Genomic DNA, 17,092 nt, shown 5'->3' on the forward strand with positions numbered 1-17,092 from the left:
ATACTACCTAAACACCTTTCCGCTTCGCACATATTCCATATCGGGCACACCCGCTCTTACATTAGCCGTACGTGCCGTCACAAAGAAATAATCGGATAGACGATTCAGATAGCTTCTCACCTCTGGATTAATCTCCGTTGAACGTGCTAGCGTAACTGTTAATCGTTCTGCACGACGGCATACGGTACGGCATACATGAAGCGTTGAAGACAAAGCACTGCCTCCAGGCAAAATAAACCTTTCCAGCTTCGGGTTCTCTTCCTCAAAAGCATCCAACCACGCTTCCAGTTGCTCAACTAGTTGAGCATTTACTTTGTACTTGTCTTCGTTGTGCTTGGCATACGCAAGGTCTGAACCACAATCGAACAGCTCGTGTTGGATCTGAATCAGCTGCTCATACAGCTCATTAAACCCACTTTCTTGTGCCAAAAATACAGCCTGCCCCACAAAACTATTCAACTCATCAATCGTTCCATAAGCTTCAATACGTGGATCATCTTTAGGTACACGTCCTCCAATGATTGACGTCTCACCTTTATCTCCGGTTTTTGTATATACTTTCATCCTTTATTCCTCCATAAACACCGTTTTATGATAGCATTCCTAACTTCCTTTTTGATTAAGTTTCACTATACCATAACTTGATGTACAGATGAATTTTTTGGTTGAATGACAAAAGAAAGAGCTGTCTCACCGTAGAAAATCTACTCATGGGACAACTCTTTCTGTTATTTATCATCCTTATTTCTTCTTAGGATATGTCTTCATATATTCATTGATCTTTAAGTCTAGTAGACTGCTAATCTCAATAACAACCTCTGAGGTAAACGATTGTTCTTGTAAAAATATCTGTTCCATTTTACGGCGAAGCAAGTGGATTTCTTCTTCCAAGGATATATTTTGAGGAGTGGATTCCGCTGATTTCATTGACCACTTACTATGATCTTGGCCTTCGGCAATAAAATCACCGCGGTATGGCGACAATTCGTAATCACAATACAATGGCAACCCCTCCTTGGAATAGTGAAATAATGCTTCCAAAATAAAATTATAACATAGATATTTGTAATGAAAAGTAAAACTTTTGTTAATTCAAGGAAATGAAACAACTATCTGCTTCTTATGTCAATTTCTCGACAAATTTCCCCATTCGTTCCAGCGCTTCATTTAATTGAGAGATAGATGTAGCATAAGAGCACCGGATAAATCCTTCTCCATTAAGCCCAAACGCTGTACCTGGAACAGCCGCGACCTTCGCCTCGGTAAGAAGCCGCTGCGCGAATTCTTCTGAAGATAATCCTGTTCTTTTGATACTTGGGAATGCATAAAATGCGCCTTGTGGTTCATGGCAGTCTAGCCCGATATCACACAGCCCTTGGACAATAAGTCTACGGCGCTGGTTATAGGACTCAATCATACGGTCCTTCTCTTCCATTCCGTTCGTAAGGGCTTCAAGTGCAGCAACCTGACCCATAACAGGGGCACACATCACTGTATATTGGTGAATTTTCAGCATGGCAGCTATTAAATCAGGATGTGCGCAAGCATATCCCATTCTCCAACCTGTCATTGCAAAAGCCTTCGAAAAACCACTTACTAATATCGTTCTGTCCTTCATGCCAGGAATTGAAGGGAAGCTTACATGCTTGCCATCGTAAGTCAGCTCTGCATAAATTTCGTCGGAAATGACGATCAAATCATGCTTCTCTACAACCTTAGCAATAGGTAACCAATCTTCGTAAGTCATTGTGGTTCCAGTCGGATTGCTAGGATAACACAATATCAATATTTTAGATTTCGGCGTAATCTTTGCTTCAAGTGCCTCGGCCGTCAGTTTGAAATGATTATCAGCTGTCGTTTCGATTCCAACAGGAATCCCTCCACCGATCGCAGTAATCGGAGAATACGAGATATAACATGGCTCAGGAATAAGGATCTCGTCCCCTGGTGTTATAAGTGCCCGAAGCGCCAAGTCAATCGCTTCACTTCCACCAACTGTCGCCAAAATTTCATGCTGTGGATCATAAGAAACGTGGAAGCTACTTTCTAAGTAGCGAGAAATTGCTTCACGTAACTCCGGCATACCTGCATTCGAGGTATAACCTGTAAATCCGCGTTCCAGTGAATATACACATGCTTCACGAACATGCCAAGGTGTGACAAAGTCAGGTTCGCCAACACCAAGTGTAATAATATCCTTATTACCGCTCACTAAGTCAAAAAATTTACGGATACCAGATGGTTTAATGTCACGAACCGATGGCGCCAAGTAGGATTCCATCGGCTTTCTATTGTTTTCTGTAAGATGATCTTCTTTCACAATCATACACACTCTTCCTTTACGGCGAGATCAGGAGACGATTGTCTTCTTGACGTTCTTCATAGATAATCCCGTCTTGTTTATATTTTTTTAGAATAAAGTTTGTTTTGGTCGACAATACGGAGTCGATAGGAGATAACTTCTCAGATACGAAGTTCGCGACCTCTCTCAAATTGCGGCCTTCCACCTCCACAAGCAGATCATATGCCCCCGACATCAGATATACGGATTTTACTTGAGGAAATAAGTAGATACGCTCTGCAATACCTTCAAAGCCTCTCCCTCGTTCTGGTGTAATCTGCACTTCAATAAGAGCGGTGACTTTTTCTTCCTCCACCTTACCCCAGTTAACGATAGTCGCATATTTTACGATAACATGATCATCTTCAAGCTCCGTAATAGCAGACTTTACTTCCTCTTCCTTCACGCCGAGCAAAGTAGACAACAGAGCCGGAGATCTTCTCGCATCTTCTTTCAGCAAGTCAAGCACTTTCAATTTCAATTCGCTTAGCTCTTCCATTTGTAGTCCTCCAGCGTTTATTTCAGGAAAGCTCGAACATATAACGACTTCCCTGTAAAGAGATTAATACTTATATTACAATATCTCGGGCGATCTGTGCAAAGAAAAAACCGACCACTCTTTCGGCAGATGCCTCAAGACGGTCGGTTTCTTTATGCTTTAAGTTATATAGCAAAGGTTAAATACTAATGAGAAGGTCGTACATTAGTTGGATGCTGATTTACATTCGCCTGATGCGATGTTACAGCAAGCCCAGAAGTCTTTTGGCTAATCAGTTGTCGTGTCTGTTGACTAGTCTTCTGCGCCTCTTGTAGTTGTTTATCCAATTCATTCTTCATGGCATGCGGAATAGGAGCTGCATACTGCTTTTGCTGCTCAATCAGCTGGTACATATCCCCTTGCATTTTGAGTGTATCGGCTGTCAGATTGCTGAACATGTTCCGGACTTCCGGACATGCCGATTCCGTCGTTGCTGTTGTGTACTCTTTCACAGATCGCTTCAGTTCATTCAGGATCGTGTTCAGCAAATCCTCTTCTGGCAAAAAGGAACCCCCGCTTGGAGATGGCATTTGATTTCCTCCTTTATTGTTTCTTAATGAGCTTGAGTAGGTGCAATCGCTTGATGACTTTGAAGGGCTTGAATTAGTGTGTCCATGTGGTTTTCATGCTTTTGCACAAAACCCATAAGTGCCTGTTGAACAGACGGATTTTGGATGGATGCTGCCGTTGCAGCACAGTGTTTAGCTAGTGAGCTCTCATTAGAAATACAGTCCACAATGTAATCAAGTTCTTTCGAAGTTAGAGGCTGCATTTGGTTACTAGATGGCATGTTGATATTGTCCCCCTTCCATATTAGGTGCACATATGTAGTATGCCTTTATCGTTCTTTTCTATGACACGCAATAAATACCTGAGCATTGCTCATACTGAGATTAGAATTTTTCGAACACATAAATAAGGATGAGGAGAGTGTCAAATATGAAGTTAAGAGAGGGAAACGCCCCTTGGCGCGGTTTAGATACAAATGAATACAATTTAAAGCACTCCAGACTAGAGGATAACCAATCTTGTGATGTGGTGATCATTGGTGGTGGCATGAGCGGAGCAATAACCTCCTATGTGCTGTCCAAGCAAGGAACCGATACGATTCTGCTTGAACAAGAAGAGATTGGGAGCGGTAGCAGCTCAGCTAATACGGGGCTGCTGCAGTATATGAATGATGATATGTTAACACAGTTAATCCAAACGTTTGGGGAACAAAAAGGGGTCGGTTTTTACAAGTTGTGCGAGAATGCTGTCGAACGTCTGTCACAAATCGCAAGCAATCTTTCATTCGATGCTGAATTCAGACGCCGCAGCAGTCTTTATTACGCCTCTGATGATAAGGATGCGGGTAAAATTCGTACAGAATTCGACAACCTTTCTCGTCACGGGTTTCAAGTTGAATATTGGGATCGTGATCGCATAAAGTCATTGTTCCCTTTTTCAAAATCAGCTGCACTATACACACCTAGAGATGCAGAGGTTAACCCATATAAAATGGTCCAGGCCCTAATTTATGATGCGGTCAAACAAGGACTCAAAGTGTATGAACACAGCGAAGTAGAGCATGTCGATTATTCGGAGAATGATGTCACCGTTAAGACCAAATCAGGCAGTGTTAAGGCGAAAACGATCATCTGGGCAGCAGGATATGCCGCACAAGAGTGGAAACCCGATCGATTGGCTAACCTCGATAGTACGTATGCAATTATGACGCAGCCTGTTGAGGATTTGTCTTCTTGGTACGAACGCGCTCTAGTCTGGGAAACCAAGCGCCCGTATCTATACATGAGAACAACATTAGACAACCGAATCGTTGTGGGTGGACTAGATGAGCCGCTGACAGATAAGGGACTATCCCAAGAAAAAATCACAGAGAACGGACAGAAGCTTCTGAAAAAAGTTCAAGATCTTTTCCCTACCCTAGGCAATATCTCCATCTCCCACGCCTGGGCAGGCGTATTCGGCACGAGTAAGGATGGAGCGCCCATGATTGGTCGTCATCCTAAATATCCCCATAGCTATTTCATTGAGGGCTACGGTGGGAATGGTACGGTCTATAGCATGATTGCTGCTGACTTGCTCGCAGAGGCCGTAACCGGCAAAGAACCCGATGTACTGAGCTGGTTCTCCTTCACTCGTCCCCTCAAGACGAACGTCTCAGCTTCAAGCTAATTGATACGCTATACAACAAACATGTAAAGCCACTTGAGCATAAACCTCAAGTGGCTTTCTCTAAATCTCCTATAACAGCTTTTATTCATGCGGTTGTCTGCCGCTCTTTCATCATTTTTCGCATGAACAACCATGTTCCAATGGGTGAAGCCCCTAGCACGAGCAATAATAATGTGATGGTAACCGGATCTTGCCGTATAGACAATACAAGTAAAAAGACGATCAGGCCAATTATTCTACCAAACATGAGACTGATTTCTCTAACCACAACAAGCTCCACTCTTTTCTCTGCATTTCTCTGGCTCGCTCCAATTAGATCAAAGCTGATTGAGATGGCTGGCAGCGTGAATAGTGGAATAAACAATGAAGTACCTGTACCCAGAATTAATAAAGTCATGTAGTTCACTTCCCACAATAGTGGTAGTATAACAAGCAGCATCATAACAGCCCCTATGAGCATACCTGTGCTTCGATACGCTGGTTTAGACCATTTTCCAGCAGCCCAGTAACTAACCAGTGAAACTGCTGAAGTGATGAGCATAAACTGTCCCAGTTTTGATTCCCGATTCGTAGCACTAAAGACGAGAAGAATGATGAGAAATGAGAACACGCCCTCTCGTATGCCCTGCATTACCAAACCGCACATCGTAGAGCGCCATGCTCCATCCGTTTCCTTTAGCCTTCGAATTCCTTCCATCCATTCATACTTACCGTTAACTTCTCTCTTCTTCAGGAAAAAACTAAGTACTACAGTCCCTGCAAAGATAACCATCGACACGCTAAAAATAAATCGATATCCTTGATCACCATGCATCAGTGTAATGAGCAGTCCTGATAACCACGGGCCAATAATCCCAGTCATGGATCCCAGCAGCCCTACCCAACCATTAAACCAGTCGCGATTACCTGGATCCGTCACTTCAAAATAAACGACGTTAAATGCGATCCAGAATAGCCCAAGAGATATGCCAAGCATTAAGCCAAGTGGCCAAATATAATAAACTGCGTTCTGTCCAGCACCAAGAATACATAGATAAAATAATCCCGCCACGGCGATGCCAAGCCGGAGCGCATTCATCTTGTTTCCTTCCTTTACCCACTTGCCCGCAATCCAGAAGGTCAGTCCCAGTGCAATTTGCTGTGCCACCGTAAACCATGCGATCATCAGGTAATCTTGTCTGCTCTTCCATAAATATATATTTAGAAAAGTTCCGGATAGCGCACTTGCCAATACAAACAAACCGTTTACCGTGAGCAAAAGCACGGCTTGGCGGTCCCTAGGTTGTTTCATATGCATCCCGTCCCTTCGGCAGAAATCTATTGTTACACTTTCAGTAACTTGCCCTAGAATAGGAAGGATCATAACATTTCTTGATAAAAACCAAATGAACTTTCATAAAAAAAGATACAACATAAAAAAGGACAGCCATAGGGCTGCCCTTTCGTTCTATATAATTAATTATTGTTATTTCTTAGTCAATCCCTCAATTAATCGCAAGCGATCATCTTCAGCAAGACTATATTGCACTTGGAAGCAACCTGAACAAATATATACATTCATGTCGAACGGTGGCTTTAACAACGCACCTGTAATCGGCAGTACGGCAGGATGAAACCCTTCCTCATTCACACGCTGGGTTCCAGCAAGCATCATGTATTCACGACAGTGGAAGCATTCAGGCGTCTCATCCTGATGGTCAAGAACTTGTTCCACCGCTTCCTCGTATGCCATCAGATCATGAGCTTCACCATACTTGTCGATTGTTCGAATTGCTGGAACTGTTCCTTCTTCAGCTCCCCAAAATGGCTTATTCAGTATTCCTTCATCATCATAATCATCAAAGGAATCTTCCAGTTCTTCCTGAGGTTCCATCTCATCATCAGCATCATCAAGTGCAACGCTAAGCGTACGATATCCCTTTAACTCATTATCACAGTGAGGACAGTTCTCTTCAGGGCCAATCTCTTCATCCCATACGATTTCAGTCTGACACCATGGACATATGGTCGGTTCCATCAATCATTCATCCTTTCATTATACAAAGGGTTATTTCTCATAACCCGCATTAATTCCACATCAAGTATACTATGCCCGCCATGAAAAAGATCAGGGCTGCCGCAAACAATACTCGCGGTAAATATTTCATAAAATGATTCCTCCATTCAAGTTGAAGCGACTCATATTATGCTCGCGCCTATTATAAAAGATAACGATGTAGTGATGATCAATACAATCAAGCCTACAGCTCGATTATCCTTACCAATCTCTTCATCAATAGAGAACACAGGCGTTAAGAATTCGAGCAGCAAATATGCCGCAAGCAGCAGAACGAAGCCTAAGAAAGACCATTTCATCATATCATAGACCGTTGTATGGGCTTCAATGGTGTAGCGCATAACATTGCATATACCGAATATTTTACCGCCCGTAGCCATCGCTGCGGCAACGTTCCCCTTACGAATTTCTTCCCAACAATTGTATTTCGTAACCAGTTCAAAGCAAGATAAATATACAATTAACGCTAAAATTGCAACCGAGAAATAGCCGACAAGCACACCTACAGGGTGAGCTAGCAACTGATCGATACTCTCCGTCATTCCCCCGCGTTCCTCCCCGAAGTTGATGGACCGCTAATGCTTTAGCAGTCCATCTTGTCGTAATGCAGATGTTTAAGCATTTAACATTTCCACAAAATGCCCGCTTAGTTGTATACGAGTTAGACGAACCGTCGGTTCCCAATTTATTTGCGTCTATTTCAGTTCCGCAATCGTAACTCCTGTACCACCTTCGCCGTAATTTCCTAGACGATAGCTTTTTACATGTTTATGTTTACGTAAATAATCTTGAATACCTGTTCTTAAAATCCCCGTTCCTTTACCATGGATAATAGAAACCTGACCTAAGTTCCCCAAAAATGCCTCATCCATAAAACGGTCTACTTCAATAAGCGCCTCTTCAAGATTTGCACCTCGAAGATCTAGCTCCTTACGAATGTTCGCATCCCGGGTACGCTTAATCGTCGTCACGTGACGTTGACCTTGTGATTTGTTCGCTGATGCTGCAGCAGATACAAGCTCCAGATCATCCAGAGACACCTTCATCTTCATGATACCAAGCTGAACAAGTGCTTCTTTGGCACCAGCCATCTCTACAACATGGCCCTTCTGGTTCAAGCTATATACCATGACTTCATCACCAGGCTCAATGGATCTCTTAGCCTTATTATTACGTTGTCCAGTAGCTTTACGCTTCTGCTCTGGTTCTGCCTCATCCAGACGTTTACGGGCAGCAATAAGCTTATGCTCTTTAACTGAAGCGCCTTCTTCTTGAGCAAGTTTTCGCAGATCCGTAATAATCTCTTCAGCCTCACTTCTGGCCTTGTCCACAATCTTCTTCGCATCCTCACGAGCTTTATCAACCAGCTTATCACGCTGCTCTTCAAGCTTGGCAAGCTCCTGTTCATGACGACTTCGAAGTTCCTCCATTTCTTTCCGAAGAACCTCAGCCTTCCCACGCTCTGTTTCGGCCGCATGACGGTTCTCCTCAAGGGAGGCAATCATGTGTTCAACACGCTGATCCTCTTCCTTCACTTCACCACGCGCATAATCAAGGATCATCCCTGGAAGTCCAAGACGTTCTGCAATAGCAAAAGCATTGCTTCGTCCCGGAACCCCGATCAACAACCGGTAGGTCGGACTAAGCGTATTAATATCAAACTCCATGCTTGCATTAATTACACCTTTACGTTCGTAAGCATAAGCTTTAAGTTCGGAATAGTGAGTGGTTGCAATCATGCGGCATTCCATACGGTGAATATGCTCCAAAATCGCAATAGCAAGCGCAGAGCCTTCTGCTGGGTCCGTTCCCGCACCAACTTCATCTAGAAGTACGAGACTTTTTGGCGTCATGTTCTTCAAGATACGAATGATATTCGTCATGTGACTAGAGAAGGTGCTTAGGCTTTGTTCGATACTCTGTTCATCACCGATGTCTGCGTAAATCGCGTCAAACACGCACATCTGACTTCCTTCTTCTGCAGGAATGAACATTCCAGACATGGCCATCAGATTTAGTAAACCAATCGTTTTCAGTGTAACCGTCTTTCCTCCGGTATTCGGACCCGTAACAATAATAGAGGTGTAGGAGTTACCCAATTCGACATCTGTTGGCACAACTTGCTCTATAGGTATAAGTGGATGGCGACCTTTTTTAAGCTTTAAGTAACCGCGATCATTCATCCGCGGCAAAGAGGCTTTCATGACATGAGCAAGACGTGCTTTAGCAAAAATAAAATCCAGTTGGCCTGTAATATCGATGTCAATGGTTAACAAATCCGCTTGATCACCTACAAGAGCAGTTAACTTTTGCAAAATAATCTCGATCTCACGTTCTTCTTTCATACGTGTTTCACGCAGCTTATTATTCATAGCAACAATCGATTCCGGTTCGATGAACAATGTCGCCCCAGAACCAGACTGATCATGAACAATTCCACCGAAATAAGAACGGTATTCTGCTTTTACGGGAATAACAAACCGGTCACCACGAATCGTTATGAGCTGATCCTGGAGCATTTTAGCAACCGACTGTGAGCGGATCATACCATCGAGTTTTTCTCGAATACGCACTTCACCATTCCTTAGTTCTCTACGGATTTGAGCAAGCTCACTACTTGCGGAATCCATAACTTCTGCGCTCTCATCAATGCAAGCTTTGATCGCATCTTCCAGCGGCTTCTGCTCTGAGATCAGATCACTAAGGTTATATAAAATTTCAACAGGTTCATCCTCATGAATCTGTGCTATAAAACGTTTTAACCGACGTGAACCCATAATTGTATTCGCAACGGATAGCAATTCATGAGGATTTAGCGTCCCGCCAATTCGAGCACGCTTCAATGAATCGTTAACATCCGTTATTCCGCTGAAGGATGGACTTCCCTTCAGACGATCAACGGTATATGCTTGATCAGTCGCTGCAAGCAGCTGTTTCACATCTTCCAGTTGAACGGACGGTTTTAGTTCTTCTGCAGCTTTTGTACCCATGGAAGTCTGTGTGTACTGTGACAATGTATTTAAAACTTTTCGATATTCCAACGTATGCAAAATCTTGTCATCCAAGAAGTTCACAACTCCTCTCAATCAATGCCTTTATTATAGCCGACACCTTCAATTTTCGCCATTTTTCAAGCTCCTTAGCGATAAATCCTTCCAGACATAACTCCATGTACAACTGAACACACTAAATTTGCGGTCAATTGCAGTTTATAAGGAGGTGCAACCAATGCAGTTTCTCGGGCATGTTGTTCGATTTATCGTTTCCGCGCTCGTTCTTATGCTAGTCGGGTGGATCGTGCCTCAGTTCAGTGTTGGCGGATTCGGAAGCGCGCTATTACTCGCTTTGGTTATTGCCGGTTTGGGTTGGATTATTGAAAGCGTCTTTGGAACGCGAGTAACACCTTTCGGACGTGGAATCGTGGGATTTCTGGTCAGTGCACTTGTTATTTATCTGGCCCAGTTTATTGTTACCGATGTTAGAGTAACGGTTCTAGGATCCCTACTCGCCGCACTCGTTATCGGTATCATCGACCTGTTCATCCCTCTCGCAGCTCCTTTTGATAAAACCCGAGCCAAGTAATACTTTCTTCATCCACACTAAGAAAGGCCCCTGTCGCATGAACAGGGGCTTATTCATGCATCACAACACACAAAATAGCACCTGTAATATTCACCAATTATACATATTCATTCCTACTCACAACCCATTTATTTGAGTTATCATATATAAGATATGACACAAAATATTAATAGTTGGGAGAGAATGTTATGAGAAAAATACTTGCATTAATCGCATCCTGTATGTTGCTCTTTGTTTTGGCGGCCTGCGGTGGAGATAAAGACGCGGCGCCTTCGAATGGGACTGGCGTAACCGACACTGGAGTTGCACCTGAAGCGGAACTAACGATTACTGGCTCCAACTATCATTTTGATCAAGAGACATACACACTGAAAAAAGGCGTGCCTGTCAAAATCACATACAAAAACGAACAGGGTAGCCATGGGGTATTAATCCCAGCACTCAATTTAAAACTCGATAGCAAGAATAACACAGCAGTTGTAACACCAGACAAAACGGGCGAATTCGATATTTCATGCTCCGTTATGTGTGGTACAGGTCATACCAAAATGATCTCCAAATTGATCATTGAAGAATAAGGATCTAGCATCAATCACATGGTCTTAAAGACATAACAATAACCTCCAGGAATACAAGGGAAAAGTCACTTGTGAACCTGGAGGTTTTCTGTGTTACAAAAAAAGGATTTCCTCACGATTAACGGTGATCTTGTTCTATTAATTCAATCCATTCATTATATTCAACCTGTAGCTTGGCATACTCTTCTTGAAGCTTCTTATGCTCCTCCTGCAGCTTATCCGACTTCTCAAGCTGGATTTCACGTTCTGCTTGAAGCAATCGATACTGATGCATAACCATTTCATACTGCTCACCGAGCTGAGACAGTTGCTCTGATGCACTGTTCTTCTCATCTTCAAGCTGCTCACAGGTCTGACGAGACGCAGCGATTTCCTGGCGCCAGGAGTCCATCTCATCTTTCAAATTGCCTTCCATCTGCTCCCACTTCTCCCGTTCTGCAACGAGAGTTTCATATTTACCTCGCCATTCTTCCATCTCTTCTTCTGCTAACTTTAACAGCTCGCCTTGTTCTTGTTCCCGGTTATCACGCTGAGCTGATACCTTGCGCAGCTCCGCGAGCTGATTCGAAACTGTATCATACTCTTCTTCAAGCATCACGTATAGCTTACGAGTCTCTTCATCCCGAGCTACAGCTTCTTGGCTAACTTTCTCAAGCTCTTCAACTTTGAGTTGAAGCTCACGTCTCTCTGCCTCCAACGATTGCTGTCTACCTTTATTCTCTTTGGCTTCATCCTTGAGTACATTCAGTTCTTCTTGAAGATCCTTCATACCTTCTTCTAGTGTCTCTGAAATCTCAAGTGCCTCTACCATACGCATTTCAAGATCTCCAATTTCATCTTTGCGTTGTTCAGCAAGTGTACTCCATGACTTCACTTCATCATTAAGACGCTGAATATCATCATGCAACTTGCGGGAAGTCTGATTCGCATCTACAACAAGCTTCTGCAAGCGACGGCGCTCTTCTTCTGACTTCACCGCTTCCTGTGTAAGCCGCTCGCGCTCTTCTGTAAGCTGCAAGACATTCGCTTTAGACGTCCTCAGTTCCTTAGTCGTGTTATCAAGCTGCTGTCTTGTCTGCTGAAGCGTGTCTTTTAATTTGGATGTCTCTCCCTTTAACGCGGCAAGCTCTTTCTCCGTTCCAGTCAGGCGAGTCTGCAGACTGTTCCCCGTACTCTGCAAATCTGCAATCTTTTTCTCCAGAGCTTGGACCGTCGTTTTGTGCTGCTGCTCCTGCTGTGCAGCGGACTGCTTGTAATTCTGTTCCAACTGCTGAACTACCTGACTCTGCTTCTGCTCCGACTGCTGAGAAGCCCGTTTATGATTCTGCTCCAGTTGGTCTGTCTTTTGCTTATAATTCTGCTCCAGCTGTTCTGTCTTTTGCTTGTGATTCTTCTGTAGCTGCTGGATTTGCCCTTCATGCTGACGTTTCAAATCCTCGATTTCCTGCTTATGACGCTGCTCAAAATCAGATGTGTGCTGAGCAAGCCGCTGCTCTAACTCCTGCTTCTCTTTCTGAATCTTAGCTACTTGCTCCGATTCTTTATGCAAGAGCTCCTTGCTGCGCTCCACTTCAGCGGTCAGATTCGTTTTTAATTCGCCAAGCTCAGTAGCAAGAGTTGTCTGCTCTTTCAACTTCGTCTCAAGCTCTTGTTTCTTCTCTTGATAAGATTCTTGCTGTTCTGTTTGAAGTGCTTGAATACGCGCCAACTCAGAGCGAAGTTCACTTCGTTCGGCGGTTAATAGCTTAACCTCGTTCTGGAACTGCTGCATTTGAACAGCTTCTTCAGCCATATGTACAGCTGCAAGTACAGCTATCCGCGGTGTATCTAAGCGGTTATGAGCCTTTGAAATCGTTCGCATACGATCATCGACATAATTGGCTACCTGTTTCATATATTCGCCGCTGCTGCCTACTAGTTTATAGGAAGTTCCGTAGATTTCTACGGTAACACGTGTACGATCTGGTGTAGTCACAGTTGTGCCCTCCTTCAATTGTGTGTTGATTCTATGATGTCTTTACGATCGTGCTTCTTTCTACATTATATATGAGAAAGGCCCTCTAGACGAACTTCATGAACGCTCGACCGTAATTTTCCTGTATATGATCGATCAGGAAGTCTGCTCCCCTGACCATAACGTTATTCTGAATACCTAAAAAACCGCATCGAATGTGTATTCGATGCGGCTTTCCCCAATTCCTTCTATTTTCTCAATTCTGCTCCAAAACTTTGCTCAAGTGCTTGAACAGCTTTTTCATTGGCAGCTGCAACTTCTTCATCCGTAAGCGTCCGATCCTGATGACGATACGTTAATGAAATAGCTACACTCTTCTTACCCTCACCTAGCTTACTTCCAGTAAAGACATCAAACACTTGTACATTTTGCAGAAGTTCTCCTGCATTCTCACGAATAACCCGAATCAGAGATCCAGCTTCAACCGTCTCATTAACCACGATTGCTAAATCACGCTCCATTGCAGGGAAACGCGGAAGATCGCGATACTGTACACGATTGTTTGCAAGAAGATAAAGAGGATCAAGCAGAATTTCAGCTACATACGTATCCTCAAGATCCTTATCCTGCTGAATCTGCGGATGAAGCTGACCAAGTGTACCCAGCTTTATTTTTTTCTCACCGTCTTGTACATATACGGATGCGGAACGCCCAGGATGGAAACCGTCAGGTTGATCAGCCTCATAAGTGATTTTCTCGCTATCCATACCAAGTACATCAAACACCGTTTCAAGCGCACCCTTCAGATCGAAGAAATCAACCTTCTCAGGCTGTACATTCCACTGCTTGTTTCCAAGGCGGCCAGTCAATAACAAACCAAGTACTGGTCTTTCTAATGGCTGCTTCGTCAGTGTATCTTCATGCGTGTGGAATAGGTTACCGATCTCGAATAGGGCAAGATCTGAATGTTTGCGGTTAGCATTGTAAGCGGCAATATCAAGTAGCTGAGGGATCAGACTCGTGCGAAGAACACCACGATCCTCACTCATAGGCATTGCCAGCTTCACGGCTTTTCCTCCATCACCAAGAGACGTGAATTCTTCTGCTTGTTGTGGATGAATGAATGAATATCCAAGCACTTCCTGCCATCCTGCATGTGTCATAAGATGACGGATACCACGGCGAAGAGCCTGTGACTTTGTCAGTGCCCCCGGCGTTGTAGGACCTTCAATAGCTGTTGTCGGAATATTATCATAACCGTACAAACGAGCAATTTCCTCAATAATATCTACATCGAATTGGATATCACCACGACGTGTTGGGACCTGAACTTCAATCATGCCAGTATCTAAATCTCCACAAGCGAAATGAAGACGAGCAAAGATTGTTTTCACTTCCAGCAGAGACAAGTCTGTGCCAAGATAACGGTTCAGTTTCTCAAGAGAAAGTTCAATTACTTTCGGCTTCGCAGCTTCTTCACCAGCCTCCACGATTCCTTGATGAACCTTACCTCCAGCATATTTCGCCATTAGAGCAGCCGCACGATTCAGTGCAGGGATGACCATTGCCGCATCCACTTCCTTCTCAAAGCGAGAGCTTGCTTCAGAACGAAGACCCAACTGACGTGATGTTTTCCGAACCGTTCCACCATCGAATTTAGCCGACTCAAGGAAAATATTAACGGTTCCATCTGTCACTTCGGAATCCAGACCACCCATGACACCAGCCAGTGCAACAGGCTTATCTCCTGCTGTAATGACAAGCATATGCGGCTCTAGGCGTCTCTCTTGACCATCAAGCGTTGTCATCGTCTCGCCTTCTTTAGCCATCCGAATGTGTACCGCTCCGTCAGCCAGTTGATCCGCATCAAATGCATGCAGCGGCTGCCCGTATTCAAGCATAACGTAGTTGGTGATATCTACAATATTGTTGATTGGGCGAACACCTGCGGCCATTAAACGATTCTGCATCCAGAGCGGAGACGCTCCTACTTTTACACCTGTAATATAACGAGCGGTGTAATGAGGGCATTGCTCAATGGCATCGATCGAAACCGACACATGATTTCCCGCTGCATCACTAACTTCTACTAATTCTTTATCTGGTTTAGGAAGGGAAATCTCCCGTCCCAAAATAGCACTTACTTCATACGCTGCCCCAATCATACTCAGACAGTCAGAACGGTTGGGTGTCAAGTCTAACTCAAGCACTTTATCGTCAAGTCCAAGCACCTTGGTGATTGGTTCTCCAACTTCTGTATCTGCAGGCAGTACCAATATTCCCTCCTGCAAATCTTTTGGCAACAACTTATCGTTCATGCCCAATTCTTTTGCAGAGCAGATCATGCCCTGGGAAAGAACACCACGCAACTTCGCCTTCTTGATGTCAAACCCGCCCGGGAGTTTTGCTCCGATCATGGCAACAGGTACCTTCTGACCTGCATCTACATTCTTTGCGCCGCATACGATCTGTAGATCTTCTTCTTGACCAGCATCCACGATACAAATGTTTAGTTTATCTGCATCAGGGTGCTTCTCCTTACTCTTCACATAACCGACAACCACTTTATTGATGCCTTGATTGCGATCCTCAATGACATCAATTTCGATACCTGCTGAGGTGATGCGGGTTGCCAGCTCTTCAGCTGATACACCTTCCAGGGAAATATACGTAGACAACCATTCCGTTGATACTCTCATGACCGTTCACTTCCTTCTTTTGTTTAAAGTTATATCCGTGCAAACTGCTTCAAGAATGACATATCGTTATTGTAGAAATGACGGATATCGTCCACGCCATATTTCAGCATTGCAATCCGTTCTACGCCCATACCAAATGCAAACCCGCTGTACTTCTCAGGATCATACCCACCCATCTCGAGCACTTTCGGATGAACCATACCGCAGCCCAAAATTTCGAGCCAGCCTGTTTGTTTACATACACGACAGCCACTGCCACCGCATCTTACACAAGATACATCAACTTCCGCACTTGGCTCTGTGAATGGGAAAAAGCTCGGACGTAGTCTGATTTGGGTGTTATCACCGAACATCTCACGCACAAATTGCAGCAATGTACCCTTTAAATCGCTCATACGAATGTTGCTACCGATCACAAGTCCTTCAATCTGGTGGAACTGGAAAGAGTGAGTTGCATCATCGTCATCACGGCGGAATACCCGTCCCGGACAGATGATCTTAACCGGCGTCTCCCCCTTCATATCAAGCATAGTCCGCGCCTGAACTGGCGAAGTCTGTGTACGCATGAGCAGATCATCCGTTAAATAGAAGGAATCCTGCATATCACGAGCCGGATGATTTTTCGGCAGGTTGAGCGCTTCGAAGTTAAAATAATCCGTCTCTACCTCTGGTCCTTCAGCTACACGGTAACCCATACCAATAAAGATATCCTCGATATCCTGAATCACTCTACTCAGTGGGTGAATAGAGCCTTGAGTCATTTTGCGTCCCGGTAGTGTAACGTCAACCTTCTCTGCACGAAGACGCTCTTCCGTCTCCTTCCGCTGAAAGTCCTCTTGTTTACTTGTGATCACGGATTCAATAGCTCCGCGTACTTCATTACCGATCTGTCCAATGACAGGACGTTCTTCAGCACTCAGTGATCCCATCCCTCTCAGAATTTCGGTCAGAGCACCTTTCTTCCCCAAATACTTAACACGCAGATCATTCAGAGCTTGCGGATCTGTAACCTCCTGCAGTTGGGCCAGTGCCTCCTGCTTTAGTGCTTCCAATTTTTCTTTCATGGCCTTTCATGCCCCCTTCAACAATCTCAATTAGACATACAAGTTCAACTCAACAAAAAAAGGCCTTTTCTCCCGAAAGGGACGAAAAGACCGTGGTACCAC

The 17,092-nt window shown here is 44.2% G+C and carries 16 protein-coding genes and 1 other annotated feature (1 of these 17 only partly in view); of the genes, 3 read left to right on the forward strand and 13 right to left on the reverse strand.

Annotated features, from left to right (window positions below):
- Nucleotides 1–3: 3 nt before the first annotated feature.
- The 6 genes from AC3WJJ_RS13985 to AC3WJJ_RS14010 form a co-directional block, all read right to left on the reverse strand.
- Nucleotides 4–564 carry a cob(I)yrinic acid a,c-diamide adenosyltransferase gene (locus tag AC3WJJ_RS13985; RefSeq protein WP_492541480.1) on the reverse strand — a complete coding sequence of 187 codons (561 nt, stop codon included), beginning with the start codon at nt 562–564 and terminating at the stop codon, nt 4–6.
- A gap of 177 nt (nt 565–741) precedes the next feature.
- Entirely contained in the window at nt 742–1,002 is a 261-nt protein-coding gene (locus AC3WJJ_RS13990; protein ID WP_422657978.1) for an aspartyl-phosphate phosphatase Spo0E family protein, read from the reverse strand.
- A gap of 118 nt (nt 1,003–1,120) precedes the next feature.
- Entirely contained in the window at nt 1,121–2,326 is a 1,206-nt protein-coding gene (locus AC3WJJ_RS13995; RefSeq protein ID WP_492541482.1) for an aminotransferase class I/II-fold pyridoxal phosphate-dependent enzyme, read from the reverse strand.
- 13 nt (nt 2,327–2,339) lie between these two features.
- Entirely contained in the window at nt 2,340–2,840 is a 501-nt protein-coding gene (locus AC3WJJ_RS14000) for an Lrp/AsnC family transcriptional regulator (protein WP_379249146.1), read from the reverse strand.
- 185 nt (nt 2,841–3,025) lie between these two features.
- The gene (locus AC3WJJ_RS14005) at nt 3,026–3,409 is read right to left on the reverse strand and encodes a spore coat protein (RefSeq protein ID WP_492541483.1); all 384 of its coding nucleotides are present in this window, start codon (nt 3,407–3,409) and stop codon (nt 3,026–3,028) included.
- A 23-nt stretch (nt 3,410–3,432) separates the two neighbouring features.
- A complete protein-coding gene (locus AC3WJJ_RS14010) occupies nt 3,433–3,669 on the reverse strand; it encodes a hypothetical protein (protein ID WP_492541485.1) in 237 nt (78 codons plus the stop codon).
- A gap of 149 nt (nt 3,670–3,818) precedes the next feature.
- On the opposite strand from AC3WJJ_RS14010, the gene AC3WJJ_RS14015 reads away from it, so the two are divergent.
- A complete protein-coding gene (locus AC3WJJ_RS14015) occupies nt 3,819–5,057 on the forward strand; it encodes an NAD(P)/FAD-dependent oxidoreductase (protein ID WP_492541487.1) in 1,239 nt (412 codons plus the stop codon).
- 85 nt (nt 5,058–5,142) lie between these two features.
- Here AC3WJJ_RS14015 and AC3WJJ_RS14020 read toward each other — a convergent pair whose 3' ends face one another.
- The 4 genes from AC3WJJ_RS14020 to AC3WJJ_RS14035 all read right to left on the reverse strand — a co-directional run bounded on the left by AC3WJJ_RS14020 (nt 5,143) and on the right by AC3WJJ_RS14035 (nt 10,178).
- A complete protein-coding gene (locus AC3WJJ_RS14020) occupies nt 5,143–6,348 on the reverse strand; it encodes an MFS transporter (RefSeq protein WP_492541489.1) in 1,206 nt (401 codons plus the stop codon).
- Between the two features lie 174 nt (nt 6,349–6,522).
- Nucleotides 6,523–7,074, reverse strand: coding sequence for a hypothetical protein (locus AC3WJJ_RS14025; RefSeq protein WP_492541490.1), 552 nt, complete (start codon nt 7,072–7,074; stop codon nt 6,523–6,525).
- A 161-nt stretch (nt 7,075–7,235) separates the two neighbouring features.
- The gene (locus tag AC3WJJ_RS14030; protein WP_422657985.1) at nt 7,236–7,655 is read right to left on the reverse strand and encodes a DUF350 domain-containing protein; all 420 of its coding nucleotides are present in this window, start codon (nt 7,653–7,655) and stop codon (nt 7,236–7,238) included.
- 153 nt (nt 7,656–7,808) lie between these two features.
- Nucleotides 7,809–10,178 carry an endonuclease MutS2 gene (locus tag AC3WJJ_RS14035; protein ID WP_492541492.1) on the reverse strand — a complete coding sequence of 790 codons (2,370 nt, stop codon included), beginning with the start codon at nt 10,176–10,178 and terminating at the stop codon, nt 7,809–7,811.
- 163 nt (nt 10,179–10,341) lie between these two features.
- Between AC3WJJ_RS14035 and AC3WJJ_RS14040 the strand changes: the two genes are divergently transcribed.
- Together AC3WJJ_RS14040 and AC3WJJ_RS14045 are read left to right on the forward strand one after the other, a co-directional pair.
- The gene (locus AC3WJJ_RS14040) at nt 10,342–10,695 is read left to right on the forward strand and encodes a phage holin family protein (protein ID WP_422657987.1); all 354 of its coding nucleotides are present in this window, start codon (nt 10,342–10,344) and stop codon (nt 10,693–10,695) included.
- Between the two features lie 188 nt (nt 10,696–10,883).
- Complete coding sequence (locus AC3WJJ_RS14045; protein WP_492541494.1) at nt 10,884–11,273, forward strand: cupredoxin domain-containing protein; 390 nt, start codon at nt 10,884–10,886, stop codon at nt 11,271–11,273.
- 118 nt (nt 11,274–11,391) lie between these two features.
- Here AC3WJJ_RS14045 and zapA read toward each other — a convergent pair whose 3' ends face one another.
- The 3 genes from zapA to pheS all read right to left on the reverse strand — a co-directional run bounded on the left by zapA (nt 11,392) and on the right by pheS (nt 16,990).
- Nucleotides 11,392–13,248 (reverse strand): cell division protein ZapA, encoded by a 1,857-nt coding sequence (zapA, locus tag AC3WJJ_RS14050; protein ID WP_492541496.1) that lies wholly within the window; start codon nt 13,246–13,248, stop codon nt 11,392–11,394.
- Between the two features lie 227 nt (nt 13,249–13,475).
- A complete protein-coding gene (gene pheT, locus AC3WJJ_RS14055; protein ID WP_492541498.1) occupies nt 13,476–15,926 on the reverse strand; it encodes a phenylalanine--tRNA ligase subunit beta in 2,451 nt (816 codons plus the stop codon).
- A 29-nt stretch (nt 15,927–15,955) separates the two neighbouring features.
- Nucleotides 15,956–16,990 carry a phenylalanine--tRNA ligase subunit alpha gene (gene pheS / locus AC3WJJ_RS14060; RefSeq protein ID WP_422657991.1) on the reverse strand — a complete coding sequence of 345 codons (1,035 nt, stop codon included), beginning with the start codon at nt 16,988–16,990 and terminating at the stop codon, nt 15,956–15,958.
- A gap of 74 nt (nt 16,991–17,064) precedes the next feature.
- Nucleotides 17,065–17,092 (reverse strand) — a binding site (T-box leader); it runs 235 nt beyond the window's last position.

It is taken from the genome of Paenibacillus sp. FW507-14B1B (assembly GCF_058781425.1).